Below are 20,092 nucleotides of genomic sequence, written 5' to 3'. Positions count from 1 at the left end.
AGCATGATCACAAGCAGCAATATGTTTTTTTAGCAGGCAGGATATAGAAAAGGGAGGAATTACTGATGAAAAGAGTCAAGCTGCTGTCCACATTCATCGCTTTTTCAATTATGCTGGCTGGTTGCGCAACCAGCGCCAATCCGCAAACACCGGCTGCCTCACCAGCGACATCGGGAACTACAGGAGAGACGGCGGCTGCCAAACCATTCCTGACCGTAGCTTATTCCGAGGGCGGCACAACACTGGACCCGGCAGAGGCGAATGACCTGACCTCCGATACACTGGTACTTGCCGCGTACGATCAGCTGGTTACCTACGGAATTAAGACCGAAAATGGCGCAAGTATCGCCAACACCGAAGATATTCAGCCCATGCTTGCCGAGAGCTGGGAAGCCTCAAGCGACAATACCGTCTATACTTTCAAACTAACGCCCGGAGTGAAATTCCAGAGCGGCAATCCCGTGGATGCAGCATCGGTTGTATATTCCTTTGACCGTGTTGCCAAGTCCAGTTCCGGCAGTTTTCTCTATGGAATGGCTGCGATCAAAACCGTAACCGCCGTAGATGATGCTACAGTTGAAATCACCCTGACTAATGCCAATCATAATTTCCTGCAAATATTGGCCATGTACACCTTCTCGATCGTCGATCAGAAGACGGTGGAAGCGCAAGGTGCCGATTACCTCAAGACTCATGCCGCCGGCTCCGGTCCGTTCAAGCTGGAGAAATGGGACCCGGCTACGGAAGCAGTGTTCACACCTAACGAAGACTACTGGCAGGGTGCTGCGAAACTTGGCAAGGTGACCCTGAAGTTCACCAAGGAAGCCTCCAACCGGGTGCTGCTGCTGGATAAAGGTGATGTAGACATGGCGATTGAGATTCCGCCTAAGGATGTATCCTCCCTGAAGAGCAACACCGACCTGACCGTAGCCTCCAACGCCAGCAACCGGATTCTCTACTTTGCGATGAACAGCAAAGTGAAGCCTTTTGACAACGAGAAGGTCCGCCAGGCGATCAATTATGCCATCCCTTATGATGAACTGCTGAGCGGCGTCATGTACGGCCAGGCGAATCAGATGAAGAGTGCCGTGGCCAGCAATACTCCGGGCTTCACCGATGCAGGTTACGTCTACGAGCATAACCTGGACAAAGCCAAGGAATTGCTGAAGGAAGCTGGTTATGAGAACGGGTTTAAATTTGACTTCACCCTGGGCTCCGGCTTTGACGACTGGGAAGATGATGCCGTACTGATTCAGGCTGAGCTTGCCAAAATCGGCGTCACTATGAACATCAACAAGCTGGCACGCGCCCAGTTCCTGGAACAGCAGAAAACAAAGAACCTGACCGCTTATATATCCAAATGGACTTCTTTTGTCAATGATCCCGGCTATCATCTTGGTTTCCTGATGTATGGCAAAGGTTCCTCCAACTACAACAACTATCAGAATGCCGAAGTAGACAAGCTGTGGGAACAAGCTAATACGGAGACTGATCAAGCCAAACGCAGTGAGCTGTACCAGCAGGCACAGGAAATTATTACAACAGAAGCGCCATGGGCGTACCTCTACGAATACAACCGCATCGTTGGTATGAGCAACAAGATCAGCGGATATGCGTTCTACCCGGATGAGGTCATCCGATTCTATCCATTGTCAGTGCAGGAATAAAATTCGACTTACAAAGAGCGGACGGGCCATGAGGCTGCGGTCCCTCTTTTTTCACAAATTCATGGGAGCTATAGGGAGGCCACTACCAATGACTGACTGGACAAGCAAGGTGCTGAATGCAATTGATGAAGGGCAGGATCAGCTGCTGGAGCTGTGCTCGCAGTTGATCCGTTATCCATCGGAGAATCCCCCGGGCGATTCGCGTGAGATCAGCGCTTTTATTATTGATTATCTGAAGCAGGCGGGAGTGAGCACGAGCATTTATCCGGCCACTGAAAAGATGCTGAATCTCGTATCCACATTGACAACAGCAGCTGAACAGCCTTCCGATAAAAAGTTGATTTTCTGCGGACATACCGATGTGGTTCCGGCTGGTGATCTGTCCCGCTGGGATTTTGATCCCTTCTGCGGGGATATTGTTGATGGATACATGCTCGGCAGAGGCGCTTCCGATATGAAGGCGGGGCTTGCCGGACTGATCTATGCCGTGGCCCTGCTGTCGAAACTAGGCGTGCCGCTCAAAGGCGATCTGTCGCTGCTTATCGTGCCGGATGAAGAAACAGGCGGCCACCTGGGTGTGCCCTGGGTGCTGGAGCGCGGGCTAATTACCGGGACTGCAGCAGTTATCGCGGAGCCCTCCGGACCGCTGAATCCGACGATCGGCCAGAAGGGCAGCTGCTGGTTTGAATTCACAGTGGAAGGTACGCCGGGACATGGCAGTCTGTCTCCAGTGGTTGGTGAAAGTGCAATCGTCAAAGCGGCCAAAGGTATTGATGCCTTGCAGCGCCTATGGGATATCAAGCCGGATATTCCGGAGGAGGTCAAAGAAATTATCCGTATCTCCCAGGATTATGTGAAGCAGCGTGAAGAGTACGGTACGGTCGCCTATCAGGTGTTCGACCATGTTACCGTAAATATCGGAACCATTCAGGGCGGTACGAAGGTCAATGTGGTTGCCGACCGCTGCACTATTCAGGTGGATTCGCGGGTGCCGTTCGGCGTTGATTACCGCGATGTACTTGACCGCGCCCGTTCCTTGCTGCTTGAGGCGGGAATCGAGTCAGAGGTCAAGGGCTTCGGCTTCCAGGGGAATGCGAATTGGACCTCCCCGGAGGAGCCGGTCGTCAGCGATCTCGTTGAGAGCATTTGCGAAGTGAGTGGAGAAGAGGCTTACGGTGTGCTTCAATGGGCATCCAGCGATGCGCGCCATTTCCGCACTCATAACATTCCGGTGCTGCAATACGGCCCGGCCGAGCTGTCCACCATTCATAATTTCAATGAAAAAGCGCCAGTCTGGCAGATCATTCAATGCGCCAAGGTTTATGCCTTGACTGCGCTTAAATACCTGGGCGTGGAAGAAGACACGCAAAGATAAACGTAACGGAGGGGAAACGATGACAGAACTGCTGGAAGTATCGGGTTTATGCACCGAATTCGTAAGCGCTGCGGGCACAGTCCGCGCGGTGGACGGCATCAGTCTGTCAGTGCGCAAAGGCGAGACGCTGGGTATTGTCGGTGAATCCGGCTGCGGCAAAAGCATAACCTCGCTGTCGATTATGCAGCTCCTGCCCAAGCGGATTAGCCGGATCGCCGCCGGGCAAATCCGTTTTGAAGGCAAGAATATGCTGGAAATGCCGGCGAAGGAAGTACGCAATATCCGGGGCAACCGGATTGCGATGATTTTTCAGGAGCCGATGACCTCGCTCAATCCGGTATTCAAGATCGGCCGGCAGATTTCCGAGTCTGCCCGCTTTCACCTGAAGCTGGGTAAGAAGGAAGCGAATGAGCGTGCGGTTGAGATGCTGCGAAAGGTCGGCATTCCCCGTCCGGAGAAGATTGCCGAGCAGTATGCACACCAGCTCTCCGGCGGTATGCGCCAGCGCGTGATGATCGCCATGGCGATGGTCTGTAACCCTCAACTGCTGATTGCAGATGAGCCGACCACGGCACTGGACGTCACGATCCAGGCGCAGATTCTCGATCTTATGCGTGATTTACAGAAGAACGAGGGCATGTCCATCCTGATGATTACCCATGATCTTGGGGTGGTTGCAGAGATGTGCGACAGAGTGGTCATTATGTATGCAGGACAGATTGTGGAAGAAACAGATGTGGCGACGCTCTATAACAATCCGCTGCATCCGTATACCCAAGGGCTGCTGGCTTCGCTGCCTCAGCTCGCGGGAGACAATGACCGTCTGAGCTCGATTCCGGGTCAGGTGCCGAACCCGGCCAATCTGCCGCCCGGCTGCCGGTTCGCTCCCCGTTGCCCGATGGTGGTTCAGCGCTGTTGGGAAGAACGCCCGGAGCTGCTTGAGATTCAGCCGGGACACACTTGCCGGTGTCTGCTGCAGCAGGAGGGAATATCATGAGTACAATTCTGGAAGTCCGCAATCTTAAGAAACATTATCCGATCCGCAAAGGGTTCTTCTCCAAGCAAGTAGGTGCCGTGAAAGCCGTTGACGGCATTACGTTATCGGTAGAACAAGGAGAGACCCTAGCCGTAGTGGGGGAGTCCGGCTGCGGTAAGTCCACTACAGGGCGGGCCATCCTGCGCCTGATCGAACCGAGTGAGGGCGAGATCCTCTTCAACGGCACAGATGTGCGCAGCCTGGGTACCGAGCAGCTGCGCCGCTTCCGCACCGATATGCAGATGGTGTTCCAGGACCCGTATGCTTCGCTGGACCCGCGCTGGACCGTGCAGCGTATTCTGGAGGAGCCCATGCGCACGCATGAACAGGCAGCAGGAAATGAACTGAAGAGCCGGGTTGAACACTTGATGGAGGTTGTGGGACTTTCCCCTTATCAGGCGCACCGTTTTCCGCATGAATTCTCCGGAGGCCAGCGGCAGCGGATCGGAATCGCCCGGGCGCTGGCACTGAACCCCAAGTTCATCGTCTGCGACGAGCCGGTATCTGCATTGGATGTATCGATCCAGGCCCAGGTGCTGAATCTGATGCAGGATCTGCAGGAGCAGTTTGGCCTGACCTATATGTTCATCTCCCATGACCTGTCGGTCGTGAAATTTATCAGCGACCGTGTGGCCGTCATGTACCTGGGGCGGATCGTTGAGCTTGCGCCCACAAAGACGTTATTCGCGAAGCCGCTCCATCCGTATACACAAGCGCTGATGTCCGCAGTGCCGGTGCCGAATCCGGCGCTGAAGAAGCAGCGGATTGTCCTGAGCGGCGATGTGCCGAACCCGGAAACTCCGCCAAGCGGCTGTGCCTTCCATCCCCGCTGTCCGCATGCAACGGACAGATGCCGGACCGAAGAACCAGTGCTGCGCGAGCTGGAATCAGGGCACCAGGTTTCCTGCCACTTGTATTAACCGCATAGAGCAAGATAGTGAGGCCATCCGGAAGCGGGTGGTCTTTATTTTATAGAGCATTTTTGCGGATAAATGGAATAATTTTCAGCCTTTCTGACCAAACTGGAACACAGTACCTATGAATTGAAGGTTAATGTTCAGGAGGGGAACCATTGTGAGAAGAATGCGTTATGTTATGTTAGTGCTGTGTATTGCTGTATCGGTTCTGGGAGCGTCCTCGGGGGCGTATGCAGAGGAAAAAGCCAAAGGTACCGGCAGCACTGCCGCCGCTATTGACCTTGCGCCGGGTGCACGTTCCGCCATCCTGATGGATGCGGGCACCGGCACGGTAATCTATGAGAAGAACAGCCATGATAAGCTGCCTCCGGCAAGCATTACGAAAATTATGACAATGCTGCTCACCGTCGAGGCACTTGACGAAGGAAGACTGCAATTGACCGATAAGGTACGGACCAGTGAATACGCGGCATCCATGGGCGGTTCGCAGATATTTCTGGAGCCTGGTGAAGAAATGACGGTAGACGAGATGCTGAAAGGCATCGCAATGGCCTCAGGCAATGACGCATCGGTGGCAATGGCGGAGAAAATCGCCGGTTCGGAGAGTGCATTTGTGGATCTGATGAACAGCAAAGCTGAAGAGCTGGGCCTGAAGGACACACATTTTGCCAACTGCAACGGTCTGCCGGCGCAGAACCATTATTCTTCAGCGAATGACATTGCCGTGATCAGCCGGGAGCTGCTGAAGCATGAGCGGATCATCAAATATACCGGCTCCTATCAGGATTATCTGCGCAAGGATTCGGCGAAGCCGTTCTGGCTGGTAAATACGAACAAGCTGGTCCGTTTCTATACAGGAGCCGACGGACTGAAAACGGGTTATACCTCCGAAGCCAAGTTCTGCCTGTCCGCGACTGCGGCCAGAGACGGACTGCGTGCTGTTGCGGTCGTGCTGGGCGAACCGAACACCAAGACGCGCAACAGCGAAGTATCGGGGATGTTCGATTATCTCTTTTCTCAATATAAAATGCACACCATTCACAAAAAGGGCGACGCTATCGGTACCCTAAAGATTGAGAAGGGTGTGAAAACGGAGCTGCCGCTGACCGCGGAGGAAACCTACAGTGTCCTGCTGAAGAAAGGCATCACCCAGGAAGGCATCCGCCATGAGCTGGTACTGCCGGCAAACCTCAAAGCTCCTGTAGCTGCAGATCAGATCATAGGTAAGCTGGTAGTTTATCAAGGGACGAATGTAATTAAGGAATACGAGCTCAAGGCAGGCGAAGATGTGGCGAAGGCGGGCTGGTGGAAGCTGTTCAAGCGGACGACGGGTTCGCTGTTCACGATTGATTAATTTCTGGTATTTTGTAGATTGCTCATGAGTCTCCTGTAGATTCATAGGGGTTTTCTTCTAGTTTTGTCGTGGGGCAGGAATCCTCAATTGCCATGTAGAAAACCTTGTCCTTGAAGGGGAAAACATTTAGTTTCAGGGCGGTTTTGAAAGCAACGAAGAGGAGAGTGGCAGGCATGAATTCTCATGTGGAGATGGAGCATCACCGGGGTGTGCTGATTGTCCGTTTATTTGGAGAGCTGGACCATCACGCAGCCGATTATGTACGTATGGAAATGGATGAAGCGATTATGCGCGGCCAGGTCGAGCATATGATCCTCAGCCTGAAGGACCTGCAGTTTATGGACAGCTCGGGCTTAGGAGTCATTCTCGGGAGGTACAAGCTGATTCGCAGCAAAGGCGGCAAAATGGCAGTCTGCGATGCCACCGCACCTGTGAAGCGGCTGCTGGAAATGTCGGGCCTGTTCAAAATCATGTCCCTATATGACGACGAGAGCGCTGCACTCTCGGATTTGGAGGTTGCGTTATGACAAAGAGTGAAGCTGGTAACTTCATGAGTGTGCAGTTTGCTGCCCTGTCGGAGAACGAATCGTTCGCACGTGTGGTGGTGGCAGCCTTCGTCTCCCGGCTCGATCCCACAATGGAAGAGCTGAATGATCTGAAGACAGTCGTTTCGGAGGCAGTGACGAACTGCATTATTCATGGATATGACAGTGACCCTGAAGGGATTGTCAGCATCTCCGCATCGATTGAGAACGAAACCGTGCGTCTGACCATAGAGGATCAGGGACGCGGGATTGAGGATTTGGAGCTGGCGCAGCAGCCGCTGTACACCTCCAAGCCAGAGCTGGAGCGGTCAGGTATGGGTTTTACGATTATGGAGAATTTTATGGACGAATTCGAAGTTACAAGTGAACCGGGACGCGGTACTTCCATCGCAATGAAGAAAACCATCGTCTCGAAAAAAGCTTTATACAATTAGGGGTTGGAGCCATGGATGCAGAGTCAAAAAAAGCTCCGCCGACCTATTTGGACGATGCGGAGGTCAAACGTCTTATCGCGCTCAGTCAGGCTGGAGATAATCTGGCCCGCGACACGCTTGTAAGCTGCAATATCCGCCTCGTCTGGTCGGTGGTGCAGCGGTTTATGAACCGCGGGTATGAGCCTGATGATTTGTTCCAGATCGGCTGTATCGGACTGCTGAAGTCCGTAGATAAATTCGACCTCAGCTATGAGGTCAAGTTCTCCACCTACGCGGTGCCGATGATCATCGGCGAGATCCAGCGTTTCCTGCGCGACGACGGCACCCTGAAGGTCAGCCGTTCGCTGAAGGAGATGGCGAACAAGGTACGCAAGATGAAGGATGAAATGTCCAAGACATTGGACCGCCTGCCGACCATCGGCGAGGTCGCGGAGGCGCTGGGCGTGACGCCTGAAGAAATCGTCTTCGCCCAGGAGGCCAACAAGCCGCCGACCTCGATCCACGAGACTGTCTTCGAGAACGACGGCGACCCGATCACCCTGATCGACCAGATCGCTGACGAAACGCAGGAGCGCTGGTTCGACAAGCTTGCGCTGAACGAGGCCATTGGGGCCTTGACCGAACGCGAGCGCCTGATCGTCTATCTGCGCTACTACCGCGACCAGACGCAATCCGAAGTCGCCAGCCGCCTTGGCATCTCGCAGGTCCAGGTGTCGAGGCTGGAGAAGAAAATCCTTGCGAACATCCGCGAGCAGATCGCGCAGTGAAACAAGGATAAGTATGAGCAGTGAATGTGACGGGTGAAATCAAGGGTGGATGAGCAAGAAGCAGGAGCCGCCTCGGGAGAGGCGGATTTTTTAAAAAGATAGCGTGCCCAGAAGCACGCATGATCTAGTTGGTGAAAGTCCAACCCAAGGAGGGACCAAGCCACCTTGGTAGCTAGGATGCTTGCATATGGCGAAATCTGTGTGTAAAAGCGCATCGACAAAAGTCCGGTCAGAGGCAGGGCGAGCAACACCCCAGGCCGCAACATCAAGTGAATCCTGCCGCGTCGTCAAAAAGGCCCTGCAAAGGGGAAGAGAGGGAGCCGAGTCTCGTGTCTTTGGACGAAGGCCAAGGAAGCTGTACAGAACTTGGAGCAGCAGCGAAGAACCCTCCGGCGTATAGGGAACGGCATGGGCTGAAAGATCGTGCAGTGAACTGGGGAGACCCTCCCCTGCACGGGATTTTTTTTTTAGGAAACCGTAAAGAGGCATTCTATAAGTCCAAAAGACGAAGTGAATCGTCTGCAGGAAGGGAGTCCGAGGGGCTCATAGTACCGAAGAACCTAAGGACAACATAACCTTAGGGAGGGAAGGAGCCCTGCTTTGTTTATGCTTTTGGAGGAGGTACGAGTGAGTGAATGCCAAACGGCTAACGACACCCAAGGAAAAAGTTCAAGAACTCCAAGAAAAGCTAGGTCATGCGGCCAAGGAGAACAACAAGCGTAAATTCCATGCACTATATGACAAAGTCTACCGGTGGGACATCCTGTGTGAAGCGTGGAAACGAGTAAAAGCCAACAAGGGAGCCGCAGGAGTAGATGCCGTGACGCTAGCAGATATCGAGGAACAAGGAGAAACGAGATTCCTCAAGGACTGTGAGCGAGAATTGAAAGAAGGCACCTACCACCCGCAGCCCGTACGGCGACACTATATCCCGAAGAAGGATGGGAAGCCAAGGCCGCTGGGCATACCCACCGTGCGCGACCGAGTCCTACAGATGGCAACGAAACTCGTGATTGAACCCATCTTTGAAGCGGATTTTGAGGAAGTATCCTTCGGATTTCGCCCGAAGCGAAGTGCAAAAGGAGCGCTGGAACGAATCCGGAAAGCCTGCAACCGCAAAGGAAATTGGGTAGTCGATGTGGATATCCAAGGCTATTTCGACAATATTAATCAAGAGAAGCTTATGAAATTAGTACAGATGCGTATCAATGACAGGCGGACCCTGAAGTTAATACGGAAGTGGCTTCAGGCGGGAGTCATGGAAGAAGGAACCGTAAGGCGTTCCGATTTAGGAACACCGCAGGGTGGAGTCATTTCACCGCTTTTGGCGAATATCTATCTGAACTATTTCGACCGACTGTGGGAGAAACACGGGAGCGGAATAGGTGAACTCACGAGGTATGCAGATGATCTTGTGGTGGTCTGCAAAACCAAGAAGGACGCCGACCATGCGTATGAACTTATACGTAAAATTATGGAGCGTCTGGAGTTGACCCTACACCCGACCAAAACCCGCATTGTAGGACTGTGGACAGGAGACGAAGGATTCGACTTCTTAGGGATGCATCACCGGAAAACCAAAGCAGAAACCTCCCAAGGCAAGGTGTACACCACCACGCAGCAGTGGCTAACGAAAAAGGCGGAGGAGCGTATTCGAGGGGTAGTCAAGGAAAGACTGTCACCACCCAGCATGCGTTCGAGATCGTTCGCGGAACATGTAGAATGGCTCAATCCAAAGATTCAAGGATGGAGAAACTATTACTACACGAACTACAGTCAAAAGAGGTTAGCCAAGTTGGATTGGTATACTTTGCAGCGATTAAACCGGTGGTACGCCAAGAAAAGACAACGCAGAAGATGGAGGGGATCACGGTCGGAGGTCAAATACTTAGCCATGCAATATGGACTAAAAACGCTGTTGTAACCTGCATGCCCATGAATGACGAACATCGGAAAGCCGTATGAGGGAAAACCTCACGTACGGTTTGATGAGGATTGCGCCTTGCAAGTTCAAGAAACACGTATCGCCTGAAATGGTGATCAGGACAAAGCCTAGCCAGCAGTCCTGTACCGAGTCTTGCGTGGTGCATGGTAACATGTACGGCGAAGCGTAGACAGGGAGACAGTAGGCCGGAATCAAGTGAAGAGGATAATTAGCCCCGAAATCAAACGTGGTTGAAGCAGCCGATCCTATTTCTCTGTGGAGAAGGCAGAACCGGCATCATCGATAGGGCAAGAGGGTGACCGGGGCTTCCGGGGTTCGTACCTACAGCATGCTGTCCAAGGGTTTCTTGGGAACAAGGGAGATCCGGCAGTTCCAATTTTTTTTTTGGTAGAGCCGAACAAGCCTACAAAGCAAGGGAGGCTCAAAGACTTGCCGGAAGTCTTACTGACGGATAGTACTCCGAGGCAGGGAGAGCCTGCTACATGGGGAAGCGGTCAGCAGAAATGGAATCTTTCTAAGGCAACATGGGCTCCATACAACGGGAGGACACAGGCCTTCATACAACGGAAGGAAGAACCTAGCCATGACAACAGGATTGGAAAGAATAGCAGCAAAAGCACGAGAAGATACGAAACTTCAGTTCACTTCGCTTACCCACCACATCTCTAAAGAACGGCTACAAGACTGTCTGCAGCATATTCCCAGACGAACGGCTCCCGGTGTGGATGGGGTTACCCGAGACGAGGCTGTGAAAAGCTTCGAGGTGTGGGCAGAAGAAATGCTCACGTCCATACACCGGAAAGGCTACCAACCGCCAGCCGTAAGAAGAGTCTGGATACCGAAGCCTGGAAAGAAGGAGAAACGTCCGTTAGGTGTCCCGGCCGTGGCAGACCGAGCTTTACAACGGTGCACAGCAGAGATACTAACCGCTATCTATGAGCAAGATTTTCTAAATTGTTCATTTGGAGGCAGACCGGGCAGAGGGCAGCACAACGCGTTAGCAACACTGAATGAGATCATAGCCGGAGAAAAGGTGGGTTGGGTATTCGAAGCCGATTTAAAGAATTTCTTCGGCAGCCTGGATCATGAGTGGATGATGAAATTTGTGGAACATCGCATGGGTGATCCGCGAATCCTCCGGCTGATCCAGCGCTGGCTCAAAGTTGGCGTATTGGAAGACGGGAAAGTCCACGCCAGTGAAGAAGGTACGCCGCAGGGCGGCTCCATTAGTGTGCTTTTAAGCAATGTGTACCTGCACTATGTGCTGGACTTATGGTTTGAGAAGGCAGTTAAGCCGCGGCTTAGAGGCGAAGCCTATCTAATTCGGTATATCGACGACTTTATCGTATGTTTTCAATACCGAAGCGACGCCATCCGTTTTCAGGAAGCGCTGGTAAATCGGCTTCATAAGTTCAAGCTGGAGTTGGAACCGAGCAAAACCAGATTAATCGAGTTTGGGAGATTTGCGAGCAAACATAGCCAAAGAAAAGGGAAGAAGAAGCCGGATACGCTCTACTTTCTAGGGTTTACGCATTACTGTACGCGAAACCGGCAAGGGAATTTCATGGTGGGCAGAAAGACAGAGAAGAAGCGACTGAAGCGAAGTATGGGAAACGTGCAGGAAACCATGAGAAGAATGCAGCATGAACCGCTGGAGGTACAGGCAAAGAAGATTAACCAAATGTTGCAAGGACATTACGCTTACTATGGAATGGCAGGCAACATGAGGTGTCTGAGTAAAGTGTACGCCACAGCCGTCACCTATTGGCGGAAGGTACTCAGTAGACGAAGCCGGAAGAGCTACGTGACTTGGAAGGAATACCAGCGACTACGTTCATTGTTTCCACTGATGCGACCGAAAATCTTCATCCCATATCAACGGTTGAAGACATACGCGATGCTGTAAAACCAGTTCTGAAGAGCCCGGTGCGGGAAATCCGCACGCCGGGTTCTGTGGGGGTTCGGGTCACCAGTTGGGTGGCCCTTCTACCCGGAGGGGCTGGTTTTGAACCCAGCCCTTTACTCTAGAGAATTTATATGTTTTAGGGGCTGTCCCATAAGTGGAGTTTCCGGCGAATGGGACAGTTCTGTGATTAAAAATGACCGTAAAAAACAACAGAGCCGCGCTTCTCCCGTTACTGGAGAGTCGCTGCTCTTTGTTTTTGGTCATTGGCTGCCGAACTTCATATCCACTCTCTAAGGTTTCCTTATATACTTTGAGGGGGATCGTCTTCTTTAAGTCCATTGGTAAGCAAAGTTGATCCATGGTATATTGAATGTACAAAGAAATCGCTCCTTTTTGAGATGGTTGGGTGGTACCTCCATTTTACTAAAAGGGCGATTTTTTGCTGTTTTTTAAGATTGTCGAAACAATTTCCGTTTAAACAGCGGAGTGGACGGACTGATTGTGGAAAAGCGGTAGCGGTCGCCTTTGTCCCCGGATTTCCGCAGCCATTTCATGGCTTTTGAACAGAATGGAACGAATAAATTTTTTTTGCGCCGCCGTGTGAATTATTCAAAATAAAATGTGGTTATGCTTCTGAGTCCAGCTTATTCAGGTGTTCCATAACACGGCGTAGTAGATGCGCAGGAACTTATGCTCCAATGCCTCGCCCCACAAAGTTGCTGTATTTTCGTTCCCGGCACAATGCTCAGCATTGACAGCCGGATTGCAGGAGCAATGTTAAGGTAATGTTAAGGTTAACCATGTTTAACTGAAAGGTAGGACAACTATAATGAACTTACGGCCCGAAGGTATGATGAGCAAGAAGAGAGGTGAAACCATGAACAAAACTATTCTGATTGTAGATGACGAGAAGGAAATTCGTGAGCTTCTGCGGTTGTATATAGAAAAGGACGGCTATTCCGTGATACAGGCTGAAAATGGATTGGAGGCGCTTAAACAGGCTGCGTCCGCACGGATTGATTTGGCTGTCATCGACATTATGATGCCGGAGCTTGACGGCTATCAGCTTATCAAAGGTTTGAGAGAACGCAGCAATCTTCCCATTATTATCGTGAGCGCTAAAACGGAAAATCATGAGAAAATATTGGGGCTTGACCTTGGTGCGGACGATTATGTTACAAAGCCTTTTGACCCTTTGGAGGTCACAGCCCGAATCAAAGCTCAATTACGACGCTATGACGGAGGTGCGGCGGATTCCGAAGCGGCTTTACTGACGGCAGGCGAACTGTGTATGGATGTTTCCGCTTGCACACTTAGCTTTGGCAGCGGGACAATCCCTCTTACCGCCACGGAATTTAACATGATGAAGCTGTTTATGCAAAGTCCCGGACGCGTATACACCAAACAGCAGATTTATGAAGCTGCATGGCAGGAGGCAGCCATCGTGGACGACAATACGGTGATGGTCGCCATCAGCAAGCTGCGCGGCAAACTTCCTGGTGACGGTGCGGTATCCATCGGAACCGTCCGGGGATTAGGGTATCGTCTGGAGGTGCGTACATGAAGAAAAAGCGTAGTTTCAAAAGTGTCATCATGCGCAGATTCATAGGCTATACCATCGGAATTGCACTGACGCTTCTGGTATTGGAGTTTTTATTCAGTCTGTTTACATTGAATAACGGGATGAACTTCTCGGAACTGGCGTCTTCCCCTCTGGCCGAGGGGACGGAAACCCTTCAAATCACGCTTTCAGTTATCTGGAATCTTATCACAGTTGCGATATATTTTATTGGGATTGTCCTTTTTGGGCGCGGAATCAACAGGAAAATCATGGAGCCTGTACAGAAAATGGAAGAAGGTTTCAAGGAGGTTACGGCCGGTCATTTAGACACTACGCTGGACTTTGAAACAGAAACGGAATTTGGGGAAATGCGGGATGCTTTCAATTTTATGGCACGAAAGCTGAAAGACTCCGAAGAAAAGCGAATGACAATGGAAAATGAGAGGATGCGGCTTTTCTCGCACATTGCCCATGACTTGAAAACCCCCATGACAACGATTTCCGGATACGCGCAAGCCTTGGCAAGCGGTATGGTGGAGGAGCCGGACAAACAGCGGGAATACCATCTGGCGATTAAAGCGAAATCCGGGCAGATGAACCAATTGATTGACCAGTTGCTTTCCTATTCCAAGCTGGGTACGCCGCAATACCGGATGAATTTTGCGAAGGTTGACCTTGTAGAGCTGCTTCGCGTATCTTGCGCCACTTTGTTTGGTGAAATCGAAAGCAGGCAGATGAAATTGGAGCTGCGGTTGCCGGACAAACCAGTATTTTACATGGCGGATTCGTTGGAAACCAACCGTGCTATTGGCAATCTGCTGACAAACGCAATCCGCCATAACCCGGTGGGCAGCCTATTGTCCGTGGGGCTGACGGATGAACCCGGCTGTATTGAGTTACAAATTGCCGATAACGGAGCGGCTATCCCGGAGGCCATCGCCGGGAATCTGTTCGAGCCTTTTGTTTCCGGCAGTGATTCAAGAAGTACCAGCAGTGGAACAGGACTTGGGCTTGCCATTGTGAAAAAGGTGATAGAACAGCATTCCGGCGAGGTTTTCGTATTGGACGCACCCTCTCCTTATACAAAGATGTTTGTCCTGAGATTTCCAAAAGTTTCAGGACACAGAAAGACGGAGGGATGAATATGTATCAAAAAATTATCAAAAACGATATACGCAAAAGTAAGCTGATTACCGCGACGATTACGGCGTTTATCCTCGTTGCCGCCATGCTGACCGCTTTGGCCGCATCGCTGACAGTAAACCTGTTCGGCGGTATCGACAATATGCTTCTTTCGGCAAAGTCGCCTCATTTCATGCAGATGCACACAGGCGACGTAGATTTGGAACAGTTGCGGAGCTTCGCGGATGTTAATGACAACGTAGAGGATTATCAGGTGTTGGAGTTCCTCAACATCGAGGGCGCGGACATTGTCATCGGGGACGATTCCCTTGCCGGAAGCATACAGGACAACGGCCTTTCAGTGCAGGGCGAGAAATTCGACTTCCTGCTTAACTTAAACGGTGAAGTCATCCATCCCGCCGACGGCGAAATCTATGTCCCCATCTATTACATGCAGGAAGGAAACGCGGCACTTGGCGATACGGTGACAATCCACGGCATTTCCTTTACCGTCGCGGGGTTTTTACGGGATTCTATCATGAACGCGGCGATGGTAAGCTCCAAGCGGTTCCTTGTGAGTCAAGCGGATTTTGAAAGAGTCCGTGAGTTCGGACAGTTAGAAAACCTTATTGAGTTCCGGCTGGCAGAGGACGTTTCCTTCCCGGCTTTCGAGGCAACCTATCTCGATGCGGGGCTTCCGGCAAACGGTCCGCCCGCTATCACTTACACTCAAGTGAAGATGATAAACGGCATTACGGACGGCATCATGATTGCCGTGCTGGTGTTGATAGGCGTCCTTGTCATCATCGTGGCGTTTTTGTGCATCCGCTTTACGCTACTGGCTAAAATCGAAGAGGATTATAAGGAAATAGGCGTACTGAAGGCCGTTGGGATGCGGGTATCGCAGATTAAAAAGCTCTACCTTGCGAAATACGGCGCTATCGCGGGGGCGGCCTGCGCGCTGGGCTTTCTGGCCTCCCTGCCGCTCCAAACGCCTTTCATGCAAAACATCCGCCTGTACATGGGCGAAAGCGGCAGCCCGTTACCCGGCTTGCTCTGCGGACTTTTGGGGGCGACGGTAATCTGCGGGGTTGTCATGCTGTATGTGAACGGCATGTTGCGGCGCTTCCGTAAAATATCTGCGGCGCAGGCGGTGCGGTTCGGCGCGTCGCAGGAAAAATCGAGATCGGCCAGAAATTTCCGGCTGAGTAATAACAGGCTCTTTTCCCGGAATATCTTTCTTGGAATCAAGGATGTTCTTTCCCGGAAAAAGCTGTATCTCACCATGCTGATGGTGCTGGTCATTTCCTCATTCATTATGATTGTGCCGCAAAATATCAGCAGCACCATTTCTGCGGAAAGCTTCATCACCTACATGGGCATGGGAATTTCCGACGTTAATATCGGGGTGATGCGGACACAGGTGGAGGACGTTCTGGGGAAGGCGGCGGAAGTTGCTGATGTGCTGGCGGAGGATAAGAATGTTGAAAAGTATGCTTTGTTCACCGGCATGATGTTAGACCGGAAAGCGGACGACGGAACGATGGAGAAGCTGCGGGTGGCATTTGGTGACTATTCCGCCTTTCCTATCACCTACTCCAAGGGCCGTGCGCCGCAATCGGAATCGGAACTCGCTCTCTCCGTCCTCAATGCCAAAGACCTTGAAAAAACAGTTGGGGATGAAATCATTTTAATCGTTGACGGCGCGGAAAAGCACCTGACGGTCTGTGGGATTTACTCTGATGTCACCAACGGTGGCCGAACGGCGCAAGCCAGTTTTGAGGCAAATAACGGAGATGTTTTGAGCGTCGGTCTGGCGGTCACGTTCCGTGACCGCCAGAGTGTAAAGGCGGCAATATCACAGTACAGGGAACAGTTCCCTTTCGCCAAGGTTACCGGTATCGACGAAAGCATTGGGCAGATGCTCGGCTCTATACGGGACGCCATCAAAATGGCTTCCGCTGTCGCTATCGGGGCAACCGTCCTGCTCACACTACTGGTCACGGTGCTGTTTATGAAAATGCTGGTGGCGAAAGACCGTTATCCTATCGCCATACTGAAATCAATGGGCTTCACCGGTGCGGATATTCGCGGGCAGTATCTTACGCGCTCCATCACTGTGCTTCTACTTGCCGTAATCATCGGCACGATTCTGGCGAACACGCTGGGAGAGCTTGTCGGCGTAGCAATCGTTTCTTCCTTTGGCGCAACAACCTTCCATTTTGCGGTAAACCCGTGGTTTGTCTACCTCGTTTCGCCTCTGCTGATTACGGGTTGCGTTGTCGCCGCCACCATGCTGGGCGTTTCCGGCATCCAGTCATTAAAGATTTCCGAACATATTAAGGAGGCTTAACAATATGAATAACATCATTACAGGGAAAAACATCGTGAAAACCTTTGGCAAGGGAAAGGAGCAGGTAAAGGCGCTGAACGGAGTAAACGTGGAAATAGCAAAAGGCGAGTTTGTTGCCGTGATGGGGCCGTCGGGTTCGGGGAAATCCACACTGCTGTTCGCGCTCAGTGGCATGGACGAGATTACAGGAGGGGCGGTGAAATTTGGCGATACCGAACTATCTAAACTCCGCGAAAACGCGCTTGCGGATGTTCGCCGGACAAAAATGGGCTTTGTCTTTCAGCAGCCCACTATGCTGAAAAACTTGAATCTTTTGGATAATATCATCCTCCCCGCCGCGCATGAGGGCAAAAGGGATATAGCGAAACTCACGCAAAAGGCGAAAGCCCTGATGAAGAAAACAGGGATTGCCGGGCTTGAAAGCAGGGATACCACGGAGGTTTCGGGCGGCCAGCTCCAGCGGGCCGGTATCTGCCGCGCCCTGATGAATGCACCGGAGATTCTCTTTGCCGACGAGCCGACCGGCGCGATCAACTCAAAGTCGGCGGAGGAAATCATGGGGCTGCTGGTGGACATCAACAAAGAGGGCACAGCCATATTGCTTGTGACCCACGACGCGAAAGTCGCGGCCAGGGCTGACAGGGTTCTGTTTACGAAGGATGGGAATATCGTTTCCGAACTGCCGCTACAAAAGTTCAGCGGCAGGGATATGGAGGCGAGAGGGGAAAAGGTACTTGCTGGGATGGCGGCTGTGGGTATTTAGGTGCGATTAAAAACTGCAAATAGCCATACATTCGAATTCAGAGGACAGACATGTCCGGCATGAACCGCCTTCATGTTTTTCCATAAGCTGCTACCCCTTTCCTAATAAGATTTATTCACTCAATAAAACTAGCGCCTCCGCAGAAAGTGTTGTAGAGTTTGTGAAAGACAAACATTTCCACAACTGTCGCCATGCCTGTTTCTCGCGCGTTTTTCAACTCCAATTTAATTCCAACACTGGATAAACTCGGTGTAAAAAGCTATGTTTACACCGTCAACAGCAGACCGGTTATGCAACTTCTGTACAACTTTGGGGTGCATGGGTTTTACACTGATCGGGAAGAATCACCGGAGGAGGAGTAATGAATAATAAAATTTTACTTTTAGAAGATGATATTAGCTTAGTGGATGGATTGAAGTACTCTTTAAAACGTAACGGCTTTGAAGTTGATATCGTCCGTACCAAAAAAGAAACTATAAGCCTCCTGCCCAAGATCAATACATATGATTTATTGATTTTTGATGTAACTTTACCGGACGGAACAGGCTTTGAAATTTGTGAAAAAGTGCGGAAACAAGGAAATCAGATTCCTATTATATTTCTAACCGCCTCTGATGAAGAAGTGAATGTCATTCGGGGTCTGGACAGTGGCGGGGATGATTATGTAACAAAGCCGTTTAAGCTAGGTGAATTATGTTCCCGAATTCGGGCTTTATTGCGTCGAACCAGCGTATTAAACCAAAATAATCATGCTGTTATCGAGTGTGGCGATGTTTCAATCGATTTTTTGGGAAGCCGTGTTCAGTTGAAAGGAAGAACTCTGGATTTAACAAGTGTAGAATACCGTCTGATATGCTTGTTAATAAGAAATGCTAACAGGGTAACAACCCGCAACAATATTTTGAATGAGCTATGGGACAGTTCAGGGGACTTTGTGGACGATAATACGCTTTCCGTTTATGTACGGCGGCTTCGTGAAAAAATTGAGGTTGATCCATCTCACCCTGAGCATTTAATAACGATTCGTGGATTCGGCTATCAATGGAACGAGGTATCTGTATGAACCTTTTTCGTGACAACCAAATAAAATATTATATTATCTTTCTTTTTTCTTTTTCTTTGCTGATTTTTCTTTCCGGCATGGGATTAATCGCAGTACAGGAAAAGGCCATACAGAATTTATTCTTATCACATGATAAAGCAATTGTAACTTCTCTTTTAGAACAGGGCATTTCGAAAGATGTGATTGCCAAAGCAGTTACAAATACCGTCAGTAGCCAAGAGGGAACGGCTTTGCTTGTTAGTATTGGTATAACAGAACATACCTCTATAAGATTTTTACCCTTTATTGCTGAGTTTCAGCGGATATCAGGGTATTTCATGCTGCCTGCAGGAGCGTTTCTATCTATATTACTTTTTGGTGGGACATTTATTTTCTTATGGAAAAGGGAGCAGCTTTATCAGCGAGCGGCAAAGGTGATTACCCGCTTTACTGAGGGGGATTTTTCTTGCCGCATGCCTCAAATGAGTGAGGGGACGCTCTACCGTCTCTTTGCTTCTTTAGACCAACTTGCTACGAGATTACAGTCGGAAAATGAAGCTGGGCAGAAAGCAAAAAAGTTTTTGAAAAATACAATTTCAGATATATCGCATCAGCTGAAAACACCACTTGCCGCTCTTACCATGTATCACGAAATCATTTCCGATGAACCCGATCATATTAAAACTGTCATAGAGTATTCTGAAAAGACAGGGTTGGCGCTAAGGCGTATGCAACAGCTTATTCAAGCCATGCTGAAAATTACCCGCTTAGACGCCGGCAGCATTGTCTTTGAAAAGGAAAGCTGTCGTATATCAGAATTGGTTTTACAGGCTATCGGTGAATTAACAACACGGGCATCCAGTGAGGGAAAAGAAATTATTATAGACGAATCCTCGGAAGAAACGATCATTTGTGATAAGCAATGGACGAGCGAAGCGATTGCGAATATCGTGAAAAACGCTTTGGATCATACGGATTCTGGAGGAGAAATCCATATTTCTTGGAACCGAACCCCTGCCATGCTCCGCATATTGATATCCGATAATGGTTCGGGAATTCCTCCGGAGGATTTACATCATATCTTCAAGCGCTTTTACCGCAGTAAGAAATCTTTGGACACGCAGGGAGTTGGATTAGGGCTGTCACTGACAAAATCCATTGTTGAGGGACAGGGCGGCATTATCTCTGTTCAAAGCACTTTGCATGAGGGAACTACTTTTATCCTTTCTTTCCTTACGGAATCGTAAGCTGTTATTCACCCGATTGTAAGGTGAGCCTGTTATTCTTTTCAGGAAAGGAGGTACT

Annotated in this window: 16 protein-coding genes; all 16 read left to right on the top strand. The window is 50.6% G+C overall.

All coding sequences use genetic code 11. The features are described from left to right. Window positions 1-65: 65 nt before the first annotated feature. The 16 genes from MHI45_RS07225 to MHI45_RS07150 all read left to right on the top strand — a co-directional run bounded on the left by MHI45_RS07225 (window position 66) and on the right by MHI45_RS07150 (window position 20,034). Window positions 66-1,667 (top strand): ABC transporter substrate-binding protein, encoded by a 1,602-nt coding sequence (locus tag MHI45_RS07225; protein ID WP_179091666.1) that lies wholly within the window; start codon window positions 66-68, stop codon window positions 1,665-1,667. An 88-nt stretch (window positions 1,668-1,755) separates the two neighbouring features. Next, the gene (locus MHI45_RS07220; protein ID WP_076108938.1) at window positions 1,756-3,042 is read left to right on the top strand and encodes a M20 family metallopeptidase; all 1,287 of its coding nucleotides are present in this window, start codon (window positions 1,756-1,758) and stop codon (window positions 3,040-3,042) included. Between the two features lie 19 nt (window positions 3,043-3,061). Next, entirely contained in the window at window positions 3,062-4,039 is a 978-nt protein-coding gene (locus MHI45_RS07215; protein ID WP_038594710.1) for an ABC transporter ATP-binding protein, read from the top strand. Next, window positions 4,036-4,998 carry an ABC transporter ATP-binding protein gene (locus MHI45_RS07210; RefSeq protein WP_076108939.1) on the top strand — a complete coding sequence of 321 codons (963 nt, stop codon included), beginning with the start codon at window positions 4,036-4,038 and terminating at the stop codon, window positions 4,996-4,998. Before MHI45_RS07215 ends, MHI45_RS07210 begins: the two co-directional genes overlap by 4 nt. 163 nt (window positions 4,999-5,161) lie before the next feature. Then, window positions 5,162-6,349 (top strand): D-alanyl-D-alanine carboxypeptidase family protein, encoded by a 1,188-nt coding sequence (locus tag MHI45_RS07205; RefSeq protein ID WP_076109011.1) that lies wholly within the window; start codon window positions 5,162-5,164, stop codon window positions 6,347-6,349. Window positions 6,350-6,522: 173 nt separating this feature from the next. Beyond that, window positions 6,523-6,876, top strand: coding sequence for an anti-sigma F factor antagonist (gene spoIIAA / locus MHI45_RS07200; RefSeq protein WP_038594706.1), 354 nt, complete (start codon window positions 6,523-6,525; stop codon window positions 6,874-6,876). Then, the gene (gene spoIIAB / locus MHI45_RS07195) at window positions 6,873-7,328 is read left to right on the top strand and encodes an anti-sigma F factor (protein ID WP_038594704.1); all 456 of its coding nucleotides are present in this window, start codon (window positions 6,873-6,875) and stop codon (window positions 7,326-7,328) included. Before spoIIAA ends, spoIIAB begins: the two co-directional genes overlap by 4 nt. 11 nt (window positions 7,329-7,339) lie before the next feature. Beyond that, window positions 7,340-8,095, top strand: a complete 756-nt coding sequence (gene sigF / locus MHI45_RS07190; protein WP_038594702.1) for an RNA polymerase sporulation sigma factor SigF — start codon at window positions 7,340-7,342, stop codon at window positions 8,093-8,095. 631 nt (window positions 8,096-8,726) lie between these two features. Next, on the top strand, window positions 8,727-10,019 hold the full coding sequence (gene ltrA, locus MHI45_RS07185) for a group II intron reverse transcriptase/maturase (protein ID WP_076108940.1): 1,293 nt from the start codon (window positions 8,727-8,729) through the stop codon (window positions 10,017-10,019). Window positions 10,020-10,623: 604 nt separating this feature from the next. Then, window positions 10,624-11,946 carry a group II intron reverse transcriptase/maturase gene (ltrA, locus tag MHI45_RS07180; RefSeq protein WP_076108941.1) on the top strand — a complete coding sequence of 441 codons (1,323 nt, stop codon included), beginning with the start codon at window positions 10,624-10,626 and terminating at the stop codon, window positions 11,944-11,946. Between the two features lie 877 nt (window positions 11,947-12,823). Continuing rightward, the gene (locus MHI45_RS07175; protein WP_038594700.1) at window positions 12,824-13,510 is read left to right on the top strand and encodes a response regulator transcription factor; all 687 of its coding nucleotides are present in this window, start codon (window positions 12,824-12,826) and stop codon (window positions 13,508-13,510) included. Further along, window positions 13,507-14,649 (top strand): HAMP domain-containing sensor histidine kinase, encoded by a 1,143-nt coding sequence (locus MHI45_RS07170; RefSeq protein WP_076108943.1) that lies wholly within the window; start codon window positions 13,507-13,509, stop codon window positions 14,647-14,649. The genes MHI45_RS07175 and MHI45_RS07170 overlap by 4 nt, the downstream gene beginning before the upstream one ends. 2 nt (window positions 14,650-14,651) lie before the next feature. After that, on the top strand, window positions 14,652-16,982 hold the full coding sequence (locus MHI45_RS07165) for an ABC transporter permease (RefSeq protein ID WP_076108944.1): 2,331 nt from the start codon (window positions 14,652-14,654) through the stop codon (window positions 16,980-16,982). 4 nt (window positions 16,983-16,986) lie between these two features. Then, the gene (locus MHI45_RS07160) at window positions 16,987-17,745 is read left to right on the top strand and encodes an ABC transporter ATP-binding protein (RefSeq protein ID WP_076108945.1); all 759 of its coding nucleotides are present in this window, start codon (window positions 16,987-16,989) and stop codon (window positions 17,743-17,745) included. 361 nt (window positions 17,746-18,106) lie between these two features. After that, window positions 18,107-18,808: a response regulator transcription factor gene (locus MHI45_RS07155; RefSeq protein ID WP_038594692.1), complete on the top strand. Its 702-nt coding sequence runs from the start codon at window positions 18,107-18,109 to the stop codon at window positions 18,806-18,808. Beyond that, entirely contained in the window at window positions 18,805-20,034 is a 1,230-nt protein-coding gene (locus MHI45_RS07150; RefSeq protein WP_076108946.1) for a sensor histidine kinase, read from the top strand. The genes MHI45_RS07155 and MHI45_RS07150 overlap by 4 nt, the downstream gene beginning before the upstream one ends. Window positions 20,035-20,092: the final 58 nt, after the last annotated feature.

Origin of the sequence: Paenibacillus sp. FSL H3-0321 (assembly GCF_038002865.1) — a bacterium.
GTDB lineage: Bacteria > Bacillota > Bacilli > Paenibacillales > Paenibacillaceae > Paenibacillus_AQ.
Note: the sequence above shows the minus strand (reverse complement) of the source record. Positions and strands in the feature narration are given on the sequence as shown.